This is a genomic window from Peribacillus sp. NPDC096448, assembly GCF_044762675.1.
Taxonomy (GTDB): domain Bacteria; phylum Bacillota; class Bacilli; order Bacillales; family DSM-1321; genus Peribacillus; species Peribacillus frigoritolerans_B.
Window position 1 is genome coordinate 494,598 of the sequence record NZ_JBIWEU010000001.1, and the last position, 16,022, is coordinate 510,619.

The 16,022-nt window shown below is 41.6% G+C and carries 15 protein-coding genes; 14 read left to right on the plus strand and 1 reads right to left on the minus strand.

What is annotated here, in order from left to right; genetic code table 11:
* Positions 1 to 191: 191 nt before the first annotated feature.
* The 13 genes from nusB (at position 192) to ACIQ0C_RS02425 (ending at position 13,340) form a co-directional block, all read left to right on the plus strand.
* Positions 192 to 584, plus strand: coding sequence for a transcription antitermination factor NusB (gene nusB / locus ACIQ0C_RS02365; protein ID WP_342602259.1), 393 nt, complete (start codon positions 192 to 194; stop codon positions 582 to 584).
* A gap of 69 nt (positions 585 to 653) precedes the next feature.
* The gene (folD, locus tag ACIQ0C_RS02370; RefSeq protein WP_403056530.1) at positions 654 to 1,529 is read left to right on the plus strand and encodes a bifunctional methylenetetrahydrofolate dehydrogenase/methenyltetrahydrofolate cyclohydrolase FolD; all 876 of its coding nucleotides are present in this window, start codon (positions 654 to 656) and stop codon (positions 1,527 to 1,529) included.
* Between the two features lie 139 nt (positions 1,530 to 1,668).
* Positions 1,669 to 3,021 (plus strand): exodeoxyribonuclease VII large subunit, encoded by a 1,353-nt coding sequence (xseA, locus tag ACIQ0C_RS02375; protein ID WP_403056533.1) that lies wholly within the window; start codon positions 1,669 to 1,671, stop codon positions 3,019 to 3,021.
* Entirely contained in the window at positions 3,018 to 3,251 is a 234-nt protein-coding gene (locus ACIQ0C_RS02380) for an exodeoxyribonuclease VII small subunit (protein WP_034308286.1), read from the plus strand. The genes xseA and ACIQ0C_RS02380 overlap by 4 nt, the downstream gene beginning before the upstream one ends.
* Before the next feature lies 1 nt (position 3,252).
* Complete coding sequence (locus tag ACIQ0C_RS02385) at positions 3,253 to 4,146, plus strand: polyprenyl synthetase family protein (RefSeq protein WP_403056536.1); 894 nt, start codon at positions 3,253 to 3,255, stop codon at positions 4,144 to 4,146.
* Positions 4,147 to 4,396: 250 nt separating this feature from the next.
* A complete protein-coding gene (dxs, locus tag ACIQ0C_RS02390) occupies positions 4,397 to 6,289 on the plus strand; it encodes a 1-deoxy-D-xylulose-5-phosphate synthase (RefSeq protein ID WP_402834994.1) in 1,893 nt (630 codons plus the stop codon).
* 4 nt (positions 6,290 to 6,293) lie between these two features.
* Positions 6,294 to 7,121, plus strand: a complete 828-nt coding sequence (locus ACIQ0C_RS02395) for a TlyA family RNA methyltransferase (protein ID WP_402834993.1) — start codon at positions 6,294 to 6,296, stop codon at positions 7,119 to 7,121.
* 323 nt (positions 7,122 to 7,444) lie between these two features.
* Complete coding sequence (gene ahrC, locus ACIQ0C_RS02400) at positions 7,445 to 7,894, plus strand: transcriptional regulator AhrC/ArgR (protein ID WP_034308279.1); 450 nt, start codon at positions 7,445 to 7,447, stop codon at positions 7,892 to 7,894.
* Between the two features lie 22 nt (positions 7,895 to 7,916).
* The gene (gene recN, locus ACIQ0C_RS02405; RefSeq protein ID WP_403056539.1) at positions 7,917 to 9,632 is read left to right on the plus strand and encodes a DNA repair protein RecN; all 1,716 of its coding nucleotides are present in this window, start codon (positions 7,917 to 7,919) and stop codon (positions 9,630 to 9,632) included.
* Positions 9,633 to 9,794: 162 nt separating this feature from the next.
* On the plus strand, positions 9,795 to 11,087 hold the full coding sequence (spoIVB, locus tag ACIQ0C_RS02410; RefSeq protein WP_403056542.1) for a SpoIVB peptidase: 1,293 nt from the start codon (positions 9,795 to 9,797) through the stop codon (positions 11,085 to 11,087).
* Positions 11,088 to 11,415: 328 nt separating this feature from the next.
* The gene (gene spo0A, locus ACIQ0C_RS02415; RefSeq protein ID WP_034308269.1) at positions 11,416 to 12,207 is read left to right on the plus strand and encodes a sporulation transcription factor Spo0A; all 792 of its coding nucleotides are present in this window, start codon (positions 11,416 to 11,418) and stop codon (positions 12,205 to 12,207) included.
* A 122-nt stretch (positions 12,208 to 12,329) separates the two neighbouring features.
* A complete protein-coding gene (locus ACIQ0C_RS02420) occupies positions 12,330 to 12,521 on the plus strand; it encodes a hypothetical protein (RefSeq protein ID WP_403056545.1) in 192 nt (63 codons plus the stop codon).
* Between the two features lie 84 nt (positions 12,522 to 12,605).
* The gene (locus tag ACIQ0C_RS02425; RefSeq protein ID WP_402834989.1) at positions 12,606 to 13,340 is read left to right on the plus strand and encodes a glycerophosphodiester phosphodiesterase; all 735 of its coding nucleotides are present in this window, start codon (positions 12,606 to 12,608) and stop codon (positions 13,338 to 13,340) included.
* Between the two features lie 43 nt (positions 13,341 to 13,383).
* Here the strand turns inward: ACIQ0C_RS02425 and ACIQ0C_RS02430 are convergent, their stop codons facing one another.
* Positions 13,384 to 13,620: a DUF2627 domain-containing protein gene (locus ACIQ0C_RS02430; RefSeq protein ID WP_101222519.1), complete on the minus strand. Its 237-nt coding sequence runs from the start codon at positions 13,618 to 13,620 to the stop codon at positions 13,384 to 13,386.
* Positions 13,621 to 13,825: 205 nt separating this feature from the next.
* Here ACIQ0C_RS02430 and ACIQ0C_RS02435 point away from each other — a divergent pair, with 205 nt between their 5' ends.
* Complete coding sequence (locus tag ACIQ0C_RS02435; protein WP_403056548.1) at positions 13,826 to 15,883, plus strand: sigma 54-interacting transcriptional regulator; 2,058 nt, start codon at positions 13,826 to 13,828, stop codon at positions 15,881 to 15,883.
* The last annotated feature ends 139 nt before the right edge of the window (positions 15,884 to 16,022 follow it).

The window sequence follows — 16,022 nt, forward strand, 5'->3', positions numbered from 1 at the left end:
TGTGTTGGCCGTTTAATTGGAAAGTAATCTTGAGTTGTTATCTTGAACCTTTTGGCCTCTAATTTAGTGGGATTCAGCTTGTTTTTTTAAGTAATATAGCGAGAATCTTAATATTTTTGAAAAAATGTTATTTAATGTTCGTTTGTTCTAGCATTTTCATATATAATAGTAGATGTTAAAGGAGTAAGATTATGAAAAGAAGAGAAGCCCGTGAAAAATCCCTTCAAGCACTATATCAGATAGATATTGCCAACTCGAATGCAGAAGAAGCAATGGAAAGCGTACTGGATGGTGCTCCTACTGATGAATATTTCAAAAAATTAGTAATGGGGATAACGGAAAATCGTGAACAAATCGATGGGATGATCAGGGACAATTTAGAGAATTGGACGTTGGAAAGACTGGCGAACATTGATCGGAATTTACTGCGGATCGCGGTGTATGAAATGGTTCACAGTGAAGGTGTTCCTGTAAGTGTTGCAATGAATGAAGCTATTGAAATTGCTAAGAAATTCGGTGATGATCAATCGAGCAGCTTTGTAAATGCCGTTTTATCCAAAATAAAGGTGAAAAGCGGCAGCTAAAGCTGCAGCCTTGAACAAGGATTCTCTCAGCAATTTCTTTAGCAAAATTAACTTGGGAGGAATAAACACATGTCAGCTCAACTCATTAATGGTAATGAAATTGCAGAGTCAGTTAGGCAGGAAATCAGTAAGGAAGTTCAACAGTTACGTGAAAAAAATATCGTTCCAGGTTTAGCCGTAATCCTGGTGGGTGACAATCAAGCATCGCAAACTTATGTGCGCCATAAGCAAAAGGCCTGTGAGGACTTGGGGATGCATTCCGTATTAATTAAAAAGCCTGCGGAACTTTCTCAGGAGGAATTAATTCAGAGCATTGCTGAATTAAACGAGGATGACAGCATTCATGGTATATTGGTGCAGCTGCCATTGCCTGGACATATTCAGGAAAAGGCGATCATTGAAGCGATTTCCCCAGAAAAGGATGTAGATGGATTCCACCCGATTAATATTGGGCGGATGATGACGGGACAGGATGCATTTTTACCTTGTACTCCATACGGCGTCATGGTGATGCTTGAGTATATCGACTATGACCTTGAAGGTAAGCATGTTGTCATCGTAGGGAGAAGTAATATCGTCGGAAAACCAGCCGGACAATTGTTCTTAAATGCAAATGCAACCGTTACATACTGTCATTCACGGACAAAGGATCTTGCCTATTATACTAAGCAAGCCGATGTCGTTGTGGCAGCGGTCGGAAAGAGGGACACGATCACGAGTGACCATATTAAAGAAGGCGCTATCGTCATTGACGTCGGAATGAACAGGAATGATGAAGGGAAGCTTTGCGGTGATGTGGCGTTTGATGAAGTGAAAAATAAGGCTTCATACATTACACCAGTTCCTAAAGGCGTTGGTCCCATGACGATTACGATGCTTATGAAGAATACGGTCAAATCTGCTCAAAAAGCACTTGAACAGAACAAGCAAGCATTAAAAAGCTGAAAAAAACGTTAAATTATTTTAAAGAAGCGGACCTCTTGTTTTATAATAACGGGAGACCGCTTTTTTTCCATTCATGGATTAATTATAATCTATAGGTGAGTTTTCTTTATATCCGATTTCCATCGGAAGGAGACATTATATGAGCAACCAACAATATTTGAGTGTGTCGGCTTTAACGAAGTACATCAAAAGGAAGTTCGATGCCGACCCCCATTTGCAAAATGTATACATAAAAGGTGAAATTTCAAATTTTAAACAACATACAAGCGGACATATGTATTTTACTTTAAAGGATGAGAAGGCACGACTTCTCTCCGTTATGTTTGCCGCCAATAATAAAGGGATGAAATTCCTGCCTGAAAATGGCATGAAGGTACTTGTTAAGGGCGATATATCATTATACGAAGCGGGAGGACAGTATCAGCTTTATGTGAAAAGCATGGCCCCTGATGGTGTGGGGGATTTATATCTTGCTTATGAACAGCTGAAGAAAAAGCTGGAGGCGGCAGGTTTGTTTTTGGCCGAACACAAGAAGGCGATCCCGCAGTACCCAAAGTCTGTAGGAGTCATAACTTCGCCGACCGGAGCTGCATTAAGAGATATCCTGACAACCATCAAGCGGAGATATCCAATCGCCAGGGTCATCGTTTATCCAGCACTTGTACAAGGGAATAATGCCGCTAAATCGATTGCGAAGGCCATTTCCATGGCCAACGCAAGGGCGGAAAGCGATGTTCTCATTGTCGGAAGGGGCGGTGGGTCGATCGAGGAACTATGGGCCTTTAATGAGGAGATAGTGGCTGAATCCATTTATGATTCCGATATACCGGTAATTTCTGCGGTCGGTCACGAAACCGACTTTACGATTGCTGATTTTGTCGCCGATATGCGTGCTCCTACACCGACTGGTGCAGCAGAGTTAGCGGTTCCTCATTTGAATGAAATACTCGAACGCCTGATGAACCGCAAGAATCGATTGACCCGCTCCATTCAAGAATCGGTGAATTTTGAACGAACCCGCTTGACCAGGATGGAGAGGTCTTATGCCTTCCGTTACCCACATAAAATGTATGAACAGAAGCTGGAACAGCTAGACAAGACGATGGACAGGCTAGGGAGGACCAGCACGCGATATTTCATGAAAAAGAGAGATGAGCTGAATCAGCTGAACGATATCCTAAAAAAACAGCATCCTGAACAAGCGGTAAAAAATGCGAAAGATGAATTGCAGCAGCACGCAAAGGTTTTACGGAGGGCCATGGAAGCCATCTATCGGCAAAAATCACAGCAGTTCGTCCATATTACAGCCACTTTATCTGCCCTCAGTCCACTAAAAATCATGGAAAGAGGCTATGGATTGGTTTTTGCTGAGGATGAGACATTAGTGAAAAGTACACAGCAAGTATCAAAAGGGGATAAGATAGCGGTTTCGATAAAAGATGGAACTCTTGAATGTGAAATTAAAGAAATAAAGGAGCGGATTGAATCATGACAAAAAAACAGGAAGCTACATTTGAAGAAGCGATGGAGAATCTCGAAAAAATTGTAGAGCAGTTGGAAGAAGGCGATGTGCCCTTGGAAGAAGCCATCTCCATATATAAACAAGGAATGGATTTATCAAGGCTTTGCCATTCAAAGCTTAAGGCTGTTGAAGATCAGTTGACTCAAATTTTACGCGAAGATGGGGAACTTGAAAACTTCGCTGTACAGGAGGAAGAATGACATGGGTACGGCGTCCTTTGAAATGTTTTCTAAAGAATATAAGGCAATTATAGAACGGGAAATCGTGGAATATGTCAATAAACTTAAAGCCCCGGCAGTTGTCAAAGAAGCCATGATCTATTCTCTGCAGGCAGGTGGTAAACGGATTCGCCCATTATTGGTCTTTGCGGTTCTGGAGGCCTTTGGAAAAAGCTTAAGGATGGGGATTCCTGCAGCGGCAGCCATTGAAATGATTCATACATATTCTTTGATTCATGATGATCTTCCGGCAATGGATGATGATGATCTCCGCCGTGGAAAACCGACGAACCATAAAGTGTTCGGTGAAGCGGTGGCAATACTGGCAGGTGATGCGCTTCTTACATATAGCTTTCAATTGGTGACGGAAATGATCGATCCCGAGGTGACGGCTGAAATGAAGCTGAACCTTGTAAGTGAAATTGCGAAGTCTGCCGGAGCCGAAGGAATGGTTGGAGGTCAAGTTGCCGATATGGAAGGTGAAAATAAACAGCTGACCCTTCAGGAATTGGAGTATATACATGAACATAAAACAGGGAAGTTATTGACTGCAAGCATCCTTTCCGGTGCTATATTAGCAGGGGCGAGTGAAGAACAGCAACTGCATTTGCGTGACTTTGCATACCACCTGGGGCTTGCTTTTCAAATTCGCGATGATATTCTGGATATTGAAGGGTCAGTCGAGTTGATCGGCAAGCCGGTTGGCAGTGATGTGGGGAATCATAAAAGCACATATCCTTCTTTACTTACCCTTCAAGGGGCAAAGCAAAAGTTGGAACATCATATAGAACTTGCCCATGCCGCTTTAGGAAAAACAGCCCTACAAACGGGTTTGTTGAATGAACTAACTGATTTAATAGCGAACCGTAACCATTGATTGTGGCTAAATTTGTTATCAATTGAGTTTTTATGGTATACTCATTGTGCAAAAATATGTGAAAATCAAAATGAATTTTTTAATTGAGATACGTGATAAAATAGGTATAATAAGCCGCCGAAATCACCTGGGTGTTGGCGGCTATTTTTTAACTTAAAACCAATTTTTCGGTCAAGTCTTCCATAGCCCTCTTTGTATGAGGCTTTGTTTATGCCTACAACCGAAAATGACAGAAAGTGAGTGGTCCTGTTTGGATCTTCTATCTATAAAAGACCCTTCTTTTTTGAAGAAGATGAATAATGAAGAACTCGTCGAGTTAAGTGTGGAAGTACGTAAATTCCTTGTGGAAAAATTATCGGTGACCGGTGGGCACATTGGTCCCAATTTAGGTGTCGTCGAGTTGACTATAGCCTTGCATAAAGAATTCGACAGTCCGAATGATAAAATTTTATGGGATGTCGGACATCAATCCTATGTCCATAAAATCCTGACTGGCAGAGCAGGAGAGTTCGACACCTTAAAGAAATATAAAGGTCTTTGCGGTTTTCCTAAAATGATTGAAAGTCCCCATGATGTTTGGGAAACCGGTCACAGTTCGACTTCCCTTTCAGCTGCAATGGGAATGGCGGCTGCCCGTGATATCAAAGGTGAAAGCAGTTTTATTTTGCCTGTAATCGGGGACGGTGCCCTAACAGGGGGAATGGCGCTTGAAGCGTTGAATCATATCGGTGATGAAAAAAAGGACATGATCGTTATCCTCAATGATAATGAAATGTCCATAGCCCCTAACGTAGGTGCTTTACACACGATATTGGGAAGATTGCGGACAGCGGGTAAATATAACTGGGCAAAAGATGAATTGGAGCTGCTTTTGAAAAAAATTCCTGCAGTCGGTGGTAAACTGGCCGCTACAGCTGAACGCTTGAAGGATAGCATGAAGTACTTATTGGTATCAGGAATCTTTTTCGAAGAACTCGGTTTCACATACCTTGGGCCAGTAGATGGACATAATTATGAAGAATTGCTCGAGAATTTAAGATATGCCAAGAAAACGAAGGGACCCGTACTGCTGCATGTCATCACGAAAAAAGGCAAGGGATATTCACCTGCCGAGTTGGACACAACAGGGAACTGGCATGGGACAGGCCCATACAAGATCGAGACAGGCGATTTCGTGAAATCCCCTAGTAAAGGTCCTGCTTGGAGCGCTCTTGTAAGCGATACTGTCAGCAGGCTTGCCCGTGACGATGAACGGATTGTCGCGATAACACCTGCAATGCCAGTAGGTTCGAAATTGGTGGGCTTCTCTCAAGAGTTCCCAGAGCGTTTCTATGATGTAGGGATTGCCGAGCAGCATGCTGCAACTTTTGCAGCCGGATTGGCAACACAAAAAATGAAACCTTTCCTGGCCATATATTCAACCTTCCTGCAAAGAGCTTATGACCAGGTGGTGCATGATATTTGCCGTCAGAATTTGAACGTATTCATAGGGATCGATCGTGCCGGATTGGTTGGTTCCGATGGTGAAACGCATCAAGGCGTTTTCGACATTGCTTTCCTACGCCACGTACCGAATATGGTGTTGATGATGCCGAAAGATGAAAACGAAGGTCAGCATATGGTCAATACGGCCTTAAACTATAATGATGGTCCGATTGCCATGCGTTTCCCTCGTGGGAATGGTTGGGGAGTTGAGATGGATGCTGAATTACAGCAGATTCCAATCGGTTCGTGGGAAGTTCTTAAAGAAGGAACGGATGCTGCCATCTTAACGTTCGGTACAACGATTCCCATGGCTCTTGAAGCGGCAGAACTGCTCGAGAAAGAGGATTATTCAGTTAAGGTGATCAATGCCCGGTTCATTAAGCCTTTGGATGAGAACATGCTAAGCAGTCTCCTTGGTGAAAAAATGCCTATCTTGACAATAGAAGAAGCGGTTCTTCAAGGTGGTTTTGGTAGTTCTGTTCTTGAATATGCTCATGATCAAGGATTTTATGGGGCAATTATAGATCGAATGGGGATACCTGATTATTTCATTGAACATGGAAGTGTCGATGAACTTCTTGAAGAAATAGGTTTGACGACTGAGACAGCCATCAAAAAGATTAAAATGATAACACCCAAAAAAGAAAAAAGGGCCTGAAAATATGAAAGTGATGAAAGAAAGAGTGGATGTATTGCTTGTAGAACAAGGCTTGGCCGATACACGTGAAAAAGCAAAGCGTATGGTTATGGCAGGCCTTGTCTACGCAAATGAAGAGAGGTACGAAAAACCGGGGGAAAAAGTGCCGGTCGATCTCGAATTTACGATCAAAGGAAAAGTCATGCCTTACGTTTCAAGAGGCGGTCTTAAACTTGAGAAGGCATTAAGGGAATTCGATTTACAGGTGAATGGAAAAATACTGCTTGATATAGGATCATCAACTGGCGGGTTTACGGATTGTGCTTTGCAAAATGGCGCCATAATGTCTTATGCGCTTGATGTCGGCTATAATCAACTTGCCTGGAAGCTTAGGCAGGATGAGCGGGTAAAAGTAATGGAACGGACCAATTTCCGTTATGTTACACCCGCCGATCTTGATGGGGAGATGCCAAACTTTGCAAGCATTGATGTCTCTTTCATCTCGCTTACGTTAATTTTACCGGTGCTAAAGACCTTGCTCGTCCCGAATAGTGATGTCGTTGCCTTGGTTAAACCGCAATTCGAAGCTGGGAAGGATCAAGTGGGTAAAAAGGGGATTGTTCGTGATCCAAAAATCCATAAACAAGTGTTGGATAAGATCATTTCTTTTTCTTTAAAGGAAGGCTATGATATTAAGGATGCCTCCTTTTCACCGATTACCGGTGGTGATGGAAATATTGAATTCTTACTTCATTTACACTGGCAAGGGTCGAAGGAAGATGGAGCGATGTTGCTTTCGAAAACGGTTGATGACATCGTTGGAGAGGCCCATGCCCAATTTAAAAAAGAATAGCTAGAACTTTGTATGGGCTCCTTTGGCTGAACGGTTGGCTAGAGGAGCTTTTTGACTATACATAGTGCGTCATGACCTTGAATCATATATGGGTGGCTACATAAAATAGGTAAGTGCAAAAATTAGACTTGTATTCATTTTAGAGAAAAAGTTGTACAATTGCATAAAAATCCGATAACATTAATATTAGCCACTTAGTAAAGCGGCCTATTTGCACGTACTGATGATACCGAAGCAAATTGGGGCAGCTAAGCTTTAGTAAGAAATGAAAGTGATACCATTACCATTAAATGAGCAACAGTTGAGAAGAGGTGCTTCTACTTATGAATAAAGGACAACGACATATAAAAATAAGGGACATTATAACGAATAATGATATCGAAACCCAGGATGAGTTAGTTGAAGAATTGAAATTAGCTGGATACAATGTAACTCAAGCCACCGTTTCGAGGGATATTAAAGAGCTTCACCTTGTAAAAGTTCCTTTAACGGATGGAAGGTATAAATACAGTCTTCCGGCCGACCAACGTTTCAATCCACTTCAAAAATTAAAGAGAATCCTTGTCGATGCATTTGTACGCATTGACTCAGCCAACAATTTGCTGGTTATGAAGATGCTACCAGGTAATGCCCAGGCAATCTGCGCATTGATTGATAATTTAAATTGGCAAGAAATACTCGGGACGATCGGCGGCGACGATACTTGTTTAATTATCTGCCGTTCTGAGGAAGATGCAAAGATCATTTCCGGCAAATTCTTGGACATGCTCTAATAATGTTGTGAGGTGACCTAGTTTGTTAACAGAACTATCGATTAGGAATTTTGCGATCATAGACAGCCTGTCCGTTTCATTTGAGAAAGGCTTAACGGTCTTGACAGGAGAAACAGGGGCAGGGAAGTCAATCATAATAGATGCGGTTCATCTTTTGGTTGGGGGACGTGGTTCTGCAGAGTTCATTCGGCATGGTGAGTCGAAGGCTGAAATAGAAGGATTATTCCAAATTGAAGATGAAAAACACCCGGTCTTTGCCAAAGCGGAAGAGTTTGGCCTTGATATGAACGATGGGATGGCGATACTTCGAAGGGATATCTCACAGAGCGGCAAAAGCGTTTGCAGGGTAAATGGGAAGCTTGTAACGATTTCCACTTTACGGGAGATAGGGCGGACATTGATAGACATCCATGGTCAGCATGAACATCAGGAATTAATGGATGAACGACTCCATCTTCCGCTGCTCGATCAATTCGGCGGTGAAAAAATCGCATCTGCACTCACTGAATACCAAAAGCTATATAAACGTTATGAAACCGCTTCTAAACAATTGAATGGCTTGAGCCAAAATGAACAGCAAATGGTCCACCGCCTTGATTTGATCCAATTTCAATTCGATGAAATCCAAAAAGCTGATTTGAAATTACGCGAAGATGAAGAATTGATGGAAGAGCGGAAGAAAATTAATAATTTCGAAAAAATCCATGAAGCGCTGCAAACCAGTTATAATGCTTTAAATGGTGAGCAGCATGCAATTGATTGGCTTTCCGTAGCCATGAATAATCTGGAGGAAGCGGCAGGGCTTGATGAAGGTTTAAAGCACAGCTCTGAAACCGTTTCAAATAGTTACTTCCTGCTTGAAGAGGCCGTGTCAAACATCCGGGACCAATTGGACTCTTTGGATTATGATACGGAACGTGTGGAATTCATTGAAAGTCGACTTAATGAAATAAATCAATTAAAGCGTAAATACGGGCGGACTATCGAGGAAATCCTGGAATATGGGGCCGCTATTGAAGAAGAAGTCGAAAAGCTGCAAAATAGGGAAACCCATATTGCGAAGCTTGAAAAGGAAATGAAATCCATCAAGGCAGATTTAATTGTCGAAGCAAAGAATCTGTCTGAACTTCGCCAGAAATTCGCTCAGCAGCTAACCAAAAAGATTCATCAGGAATTAAAAGATTTATATATGGAAAAGACAATTTTCGAACCTCATTTCCTTCAAACGGCCTATACTTTCGATGAATTGTCAGATAGGGGCATTAATCAGTCAGGGCTTGATTCAATGGAATTTTATATTTCCACAAATCCAGGTGAACCGTTAAAACCTCTTTCTAAAATCGCATCCGGTGGAGAACTGTCAAGGATCATGCTGGCTTTGAAAAGCATTTTCTCCAAGCATCAAGGCATAACGTCCATTATATTTGATGAAGTGGATACAGGTGTGAGCGGAAGGGTTGCACAATCCATTGCCGAAAAGATCTATAAAGTGGCAACTGGATCACAAGTATTGTGCATATCCCATTTGCCGCAGGTGGCAGCTATGGCGGATACTCACCTTTTCATAGCGAAAAATGTAAGGGCCGGACGCACGAATACGTCGGTCAAGCCATTAATTGAAACAGAAAAAATAAAAGAAATTGGCAGGATGATTTCGGGAGTGGAGATAACGGATTTGACGAAACAACATGCCAATGAATTAATTCAGCTGGCCAAAAGGATGAAGATCACATCTTGATGGGCCGGTAGGAAGATTATTTAAACTTAACATTAAGCATTCATTGTAAAGCTATCCAAAAACGGATAGCTTTTATTTTTTGCACCTGTTATAAATGACTGTCATGAGGGCTAAATTAAAGGTGTAGCCATAAAGTTTCAGAGAGCGAGGAGAGTGAATGGATTGAAATTTACATGGATAAACAGGATCATCGGTGGAATTCTCCTTGTTTCGCTATTAACATTAGGGTTATACCAGCCATCTCGTGAATATTTTTTAATTCCAAATCATCTTGTACTATTTGAAGGAAGTCAATATAGTATTTCCAAATTATTGCCTGTTTCTGCAAAAACTTCGGGATCCAGTGATGGAATTTCCCTTCATGATGAACAAGCTTCGATTACGCTTGGTGCTGAGAAACCAGGTACGAATGAAGTGTTACTCGATGTAGCAGGCTTGCCTGCTAAAAAGGTCGACATCAGGGTGTTAAAAGACTTTAGAGTCATGCCTGGAGGCCAATCCATTGGAGTAAAGCTTAATACTCTTGGGGTGCTCGTAGTAGGTCATCATCTTATTGATACGGCGCAGGGGAAAAAATCACCGGGAGAAAAAGCAAAAATTGAAATCGGTGATATTATTACAGAAATCAATGGTCAGACGATAAAGAAGATGGGGGATGTAACCCCTTTTGTTCAGCAGGCAGGCGAAAAGGGTGAGGCGTTGAATCTTGTCATTAACCGTGATAATGAAGTGCTTCATAGTACCTTATTACCTCTAAAAGATAAGAATGAAGGAACCTACAAATTGGGTTTGTATATCCGTGATTCGGCAGCTGGCATCGGAACGATGACGTTTTATCACCCGGATTCAAAAAAATATGGGGCATTGGGACATGTCATATCCGATATGGATACAAAAAAGCCGATTGTTGTTAAGGACGGACAGATCGTTCAATCGACGGTCACATCCATCGAAAAAGGAAGCAATGGTGATCCGGGAGAAAAATTGGCACGCTTTTCTTCCAATAAAGAAAAAATAGGAAATATCAATCGCAATAGTCCCTTTGGCATTTTTGGGAAATTAAATCAAGATTTTAAAAATGGAATTAACGACAATCCGCTCCCCATCACCCTTTCCCATGAGGTAAAGGAAGGACCAGCAAAAATCCTTACAGTGGTGGATGGTTCTGAAGTGGAGGAATTCGATGTCGAAATTGTCAGTTCCATACCACAGAAGTTTCCTGCAATCAAAGGAATGGTCTTAAAAGTGACGGATAAAGAATTGCTTCAAAAAACGGGTGGGATCGTTCAAGGTATGAGCGGCAGTCCCATCATACAAAATGGGAAATTAATCGGTGCAGTCACCCATGTATTCGTTAATGATCCTACAAGTGGGTATGGAGTCCATATCGAATGGATGTTAAACGAAGCCGGTATAAATATATACGACAAAGATAATTATGAAAAGGCAAGCTAAGAAACCGGGTATCCTTTTGGATGCCCCTTTTTAATGGAAATTTATGATTAGCTGAGTTTTGGGGAGAATTAATTTTGATTTCTTCAAAAAATAGAGGTTTTTTTGAAACGATGTGATAAAATGAAAACGATATGAAGATTTTTCGACAAACGGTTTATTCGAATAGCAAACGAAGTCGAAAACAAGAGATATCCGGAGAATAATATTGAATTCCTTATATTTTTTCAAAAATAAAAGGAATTTAGTTTCCATTGTCGAAAAGTTCAATTACAATAGAATTTAGTCATATAGAAAAAAAGACCAATTGTAGTTGAGGAGGAAATCAAGCGTGAAAAAAATTAAGGTGTGCGTTGTAGATGATAATAGAGAACTTGTTGGCCTTCTGGAAGAATACATTTCTGCACAGGAAGACATGGAAGTGATTGGGGTGGCACATAACGGTCAAGATTGCCTGGGAATGCTTGAAAGCGTTGATCCGGATATATTGATCCTCGATATTATCATGCCTCATTTAGATGGGTTAGGTGTACTTGAAAAACTTCGTGAAGTAAAACGGGGTGCCATGCCTAATGTGATTATGCTTACTGCATTTGGTCAAGAAGATGTAACGAAAAAAGCAGTTGATTTGGGTGCGTCTTACTTTATCCTGAAACCATTTGATATGGAAAATCTGGCCAATCACATACGTCAGGTAAGCGGTAAAGGGCAGGCGGTTTTAAAAAATCATAGTCAATTTAGCTATCGTCCCCAAAATGAATCCAAGCCGAAGAACCTTGATGCAAGCATCACAAGCATCATTCACGAGATTGGAGTGCCTGCACATATTAAGGGCTATTTGTATTTAAGGGAAGCCATATCCATGGTATATAATGATATTGAACTATTGGGTTCGATCACCAAAGTTTTATATCCGGATATCGCAAAAAAATACAATACTACGGCCAGCCGTGTTGAACGTGCTATCCGGCATGCGATTGAAGTGGCCTGGAGCCGTGGAAATATAGAATCCATATCCTCTCTTTTCGGATATACCGTAAGCATGACAAAGGCAAAACCTACAAATTCCGAATTCATTGCCATGGTTGCCGATAAGCTGCGCCTCGAACATAAAGCTTCTTGACAGGGGTAGGGGAAACACCGGTTGTTAAGACTCAGGGTACAATTGACCTTATAAAGGCCAGAGCCGCTAAATATAAATAGGAACTCTCCGTCTGGAGGTAAAGGACAGGAAGAAGTTGCTTCGTGATTTTTTCTAATCGGCAACTTCAAATCTTTTTACGCCGGTTAAAAAAATTAAACGCCTTTTATTTATTGGATTTTGCAGCAAATCCCATAAATAAAAGGCGTTTTTGTTTGGTTGAAAAAGCGGCACAAATTAGCTTGGAAAAGAAATTAAGTGACTACGCAGAAAATAACCACCTGCATTTTGATTAAAGTATTGATCTAGATGAAAATAATTTGCTGTTTCTGTTCATAAAATTGAGGTATAACAATTTTTGGGAGAGGCGGCGTTTCATCATGACCTTAATCTTTGCACATCGAGGCTCTGCAGGAACACATCCGGAAAATACGATGTCGGCGTTCAAGGAAGCTGCCCGTGTCGGGGCGGACGGAATTGAAACGGATGTCCAGCTCTCGAAAGATGGAGAAGTGGTCATCATCCACGATGAAAAGCTCGATCGGACCACGAATGCCTCGGGGTATGTAAAAGACCGGACCTTGATGGAGTTGAAAACCCTTAATGCGTCAGCAACCCATAAGGGTAATTTGGGTAAAGAAAAGATTCCCACGCTTGAAGAGCTATTTATTTGGCTTAACGATAATCAGCTTTTTTGCAATATTGAATTGAAAAATACGGTTTTTCTGTATCCAGGCTTAGAAGAGAAAGTCATCCGGCTCATCCGTACTTACGAAATGGAGGAAAGGATAATCCTTTCTTCTTTCAATCATTACAGTTTGGTCAATTGCCATCAATTGGCACCTGAATTGGAAACGGCACCGCTATATAGGGATGGCCTGTACATGCCGTGGATATATGCCAAGGCAATAGGCGGAAGTGCAATACACCCAAATATCCGGGCTGCCCCTGATGCACTAATTCAAGCATCCGTGAGTATGGGTGTTCCTGTACGGCCCTATACCATTAATGAAGAAGCCCAGATGAAGCGGTTATTCAAATTGGGGTGCAGCGGCATCATAACCGATTTCCCCGAAGCAGCCGTACGGGTCAGAGAAAGATTGAAATCAAGATAAAGAAAGAAGGTGCCAAACGATACATGGCACCTTCTTTTTACGTTTAAAATTTATTGAACCTGCTTTGGACCTTATTTTGTTTTCGATCTCGATGAAGGACGAAGCCGGCGATAAAGGCTATTCCGCCAATCGTAATGAGCAATCCTATTAAAAATTGCAGCCAAAGGACCGGATAGGGAGGTTGTAAAATACCGAACACCATGTCCCTCATTATTTTTATGCCATAGGCAGCAAAGGCACCGGGTATAAAAAGAATCAAAAAAGCGATTAAACGTTTCATGCGGTCAAATCCCTTCCGAAAATTCCGTCTTTAAAAAATGATAAAGGATATAAATTATTTGTCAAGTATCGGGAATCCAGATAATGACTGGGAGGTGATGGCTGTTTTTAAAGGGGGCCGATATGGTAAAATGGTGTGGAGTATGAAAAAAATTGCAGGGAATGATCTATTAAAAGGGATAATTATATCTTAAGGGGGATGGCTGATGCAAAAGGTCATGATAGTAGGGGGAGGAGTGGGAGGGACAACCGTGTTGAAACTCCTATCCGAAAGTGAAGTATTCTCCATTGTTTGTATGGCTGATACGAATGAATCCGCTGAAGGGATGCTTGCTGCGAAGGAACGAAGGATTCCTACTGTGACTAATTGGAGCATGGGATTGGAGTGGGATTTGGACATCATTTTTGATACGACCGGTGACCCTTCTGTCTATAAAAAGATAAAAAGGGACATGGGCGAACAAACGATTCTCATACCTGGAAGTGTCGCCCTCATTATGACTAAGTTGTTTGAAGAGAAAAACCGTTTAATAAGTAAATTGGAGAATACCTCGGCAAAAATGGACTTGATCCTTAATACGACCAGTGAAGGGATGGTGGTGATTGACCATGAAGGATTCATCATCATGTTCAATGATAGTGCGGAACGTGCATCTGACACAAAGCGCGAGGATGTGTTGGGCAGACATATCAAAGAATTCATCCCTTCAACAGGATTGCTGAGAGTGATGCAAACGAACCAAAAAGAAGTGAATCAGGAAATCACCCTTAGCAATGGGATGGAACTCATAACGACAAGGATACCTCTGGTGAATGCCGAAAAGGAAATCATAGGGGCTTTTTCCGTGTTTAGGAATAAAACGGAAGCTGTACAATTGGCGGAGCAGATCACTGATTTAAAAGAGATACAGACCATGCTCCAGGCAATCATTCAATCAAGTGAGGAAGCCATATCTGTTGTGGATGATCAAGGAAGGGGTCTTTTGATCAATCCGGCATATACAAGAATCACTGGCTTAACAAAGACCCAAGTGATCGGTAAGCCGGCTTCCATCGATATTTACGAAGGTGAAAGTATGCATATGAAAGTGCTTCAGACAAAAAAGCCTGTTCGTGGTGTCAATATGCGTGTCGGCCCGAAACATAAGGAAGTGATCGTGAATGTTGCTCCAATCATTGTGGATGGGTGCCTGAAAGGAAGTGTTGGCGTCATTCATGATGTATCGGAAATTCAAGCCTTGACCCACGAACTTAATCGGGCAAGGCAGATCATCCGTACATTGCAGGCTAAATATTCCTTTGATGATATAATTGGGGCTTCCGAAGAGATGAAGCTTCCCATTGAACAGGCGAAATTATCGGCAAGAACACCTGCTACTGTCTTATTAAGAGGGGAATCAGGGACTGGTAAAGAGTTATTTGCACATGCCATCCATAATGCGAGCGATAGGAAGTTCAATAAATTCGTTCGGGTAAATTGTGCGGCCATCTCGGAATCATTACTTGAAAGTGAACTGTTCGGTTATGATGAGGGAGCCTTTACAGGGGCAAGCAGGGGAGGAAAGGTCGGTTTTTTTGAAGAGGCAAATCAAGGGAGTATCTTTTTGGACGAAATTGGTGAATTACCAGCCAACATCCAAGCTAAATTACTTCGGGTTTTGCAAGAAAAGGAAATCATCAGAGTGGGGGGAACGAAGCCGATTCCCATCAATGTCCGGGTCATAGCCGCTACGAATATCAATCTTGAACAGGCCATCGCAAACGGATCCTTCAGGGAAGACTTATATTTCAGGCTGAACCGCATGCCTATTTTCATTGCTCCATTAAGAAAGAGAAAAGAAGATTTGAAAGAATTGGCGGAGCATTTGATTAATAAAATCAATCAGGAGTATGGACGGAGCATTGAGGGAATTACCGCCGCAGCTATACATAAGATGCAAATCTACAACTGGCCAGGCAATGTGAGGGAACTGGAAAATATCTTAGGACGGGCAATCATTTTCATGAAATTGAACGAGACGATCATTGATATCCATCATATTCCGGATTTTATCGAAGAGATTCCAATAAATCAAGAGAAATTATTAATGAAGCCATCCGGCTACGTATCGGGGAAACCGCTATCGGAGATAATAGATCAGTATGAAGCCGAAATCATTCAGCAAGCGTTCCAAACCCACAAGGGAAATAAAACACTTACGGCAAAAGCGCTGGGGATTTCAGTTAGAAATCTATATTACAAAATGGAAAAACTAAAACTGTGAAAATTTTTGCATGCAATTATTTGCGCGCTGTGAAAAAAACTGCACAGAATTTTCTGATTTATTTTAATTTAAGCGAGACTCCACTTCTAACATGAAATTTTTTTAAATTTGTTATAGGCTATAGTTGCCCAACATATTA

What these genes read in the sequence shown, in the direction of transcription:
- nusB (WP_342602259.1), top strand. Translation starts at nt 192, where the DNA reads ATGAAAAGAAGAGAAGCCCGTGAAAAATCCCTTCAAGCACTATATCAG.
- folD (WP_403056530.1), top strand. Translation starts at nt 654, where the DNA reads ATGTCAGCTCAACTCATTAATGGTAATGAAATTGCAGAGTCAGTTAGG.
- xseA (WP_403056533.1), top strand. Translation starts at nt 1,669, where the DNA reads ATGAGCAACCAACAATATTTGAGTGTGTCGGCTTTAACGAAGTACATC.
- ACIQ0C_RS02380 (WP_034308286.1), top strand. Translation starts at nt 3,018, where the DNA reads ATGACAAAAAAACAGGAAGCTACATTTGAAGAAGCGATGGAGAATCTC.
- ACIQ0C_RS02385 (WP_403056536.1), top strand. Translation starts at nt 3,253, where the DNA reads ATGGGTACGGCGTCCTTTGAAATGTTTTCTAAAGAATATAAGGCAATT.
- ACIQ0C_RS02395 (WP_402834993.1), top strand. Translation starts at nt 6,294, where the DNA reads ATGAAAGTGATGAAAGAAAGAGTGGATGTATTGCTTGTAGAACAAGGC.
- ahrC (WP_034308279.1), top strand. Translation starts at nt 7,445, where the DNA reads ATGAATAAAGGACAACGACATATAAAAATAAGGGACATTATAACGAAT.
- ACIQ0C_RS02425 (WP_402834989.1), top strand. Translation starts at nt 12,606, where the DNA reads ATGACCTTAATCTTTGCACATCGAGGCTCTGCAGGAACACATCCGGAA.
- ACIQ0C_RS02430 (WP_101222519.1), bottom strand. Translation starts at nt 13,620, where the DNA reads ATGAAACGTTTAATCGCTTTTTTGATTCTTTTTATACCCGGTGCCTTT.
- ACIQ0C_RS02435 (WP_403056548.1), top strand. Translation starts at nt 13,826, where the DNA reads ATGCAAAAGGTCATGATAGTAGGGGGAGGAGTGGGAGGGACAACCGTG.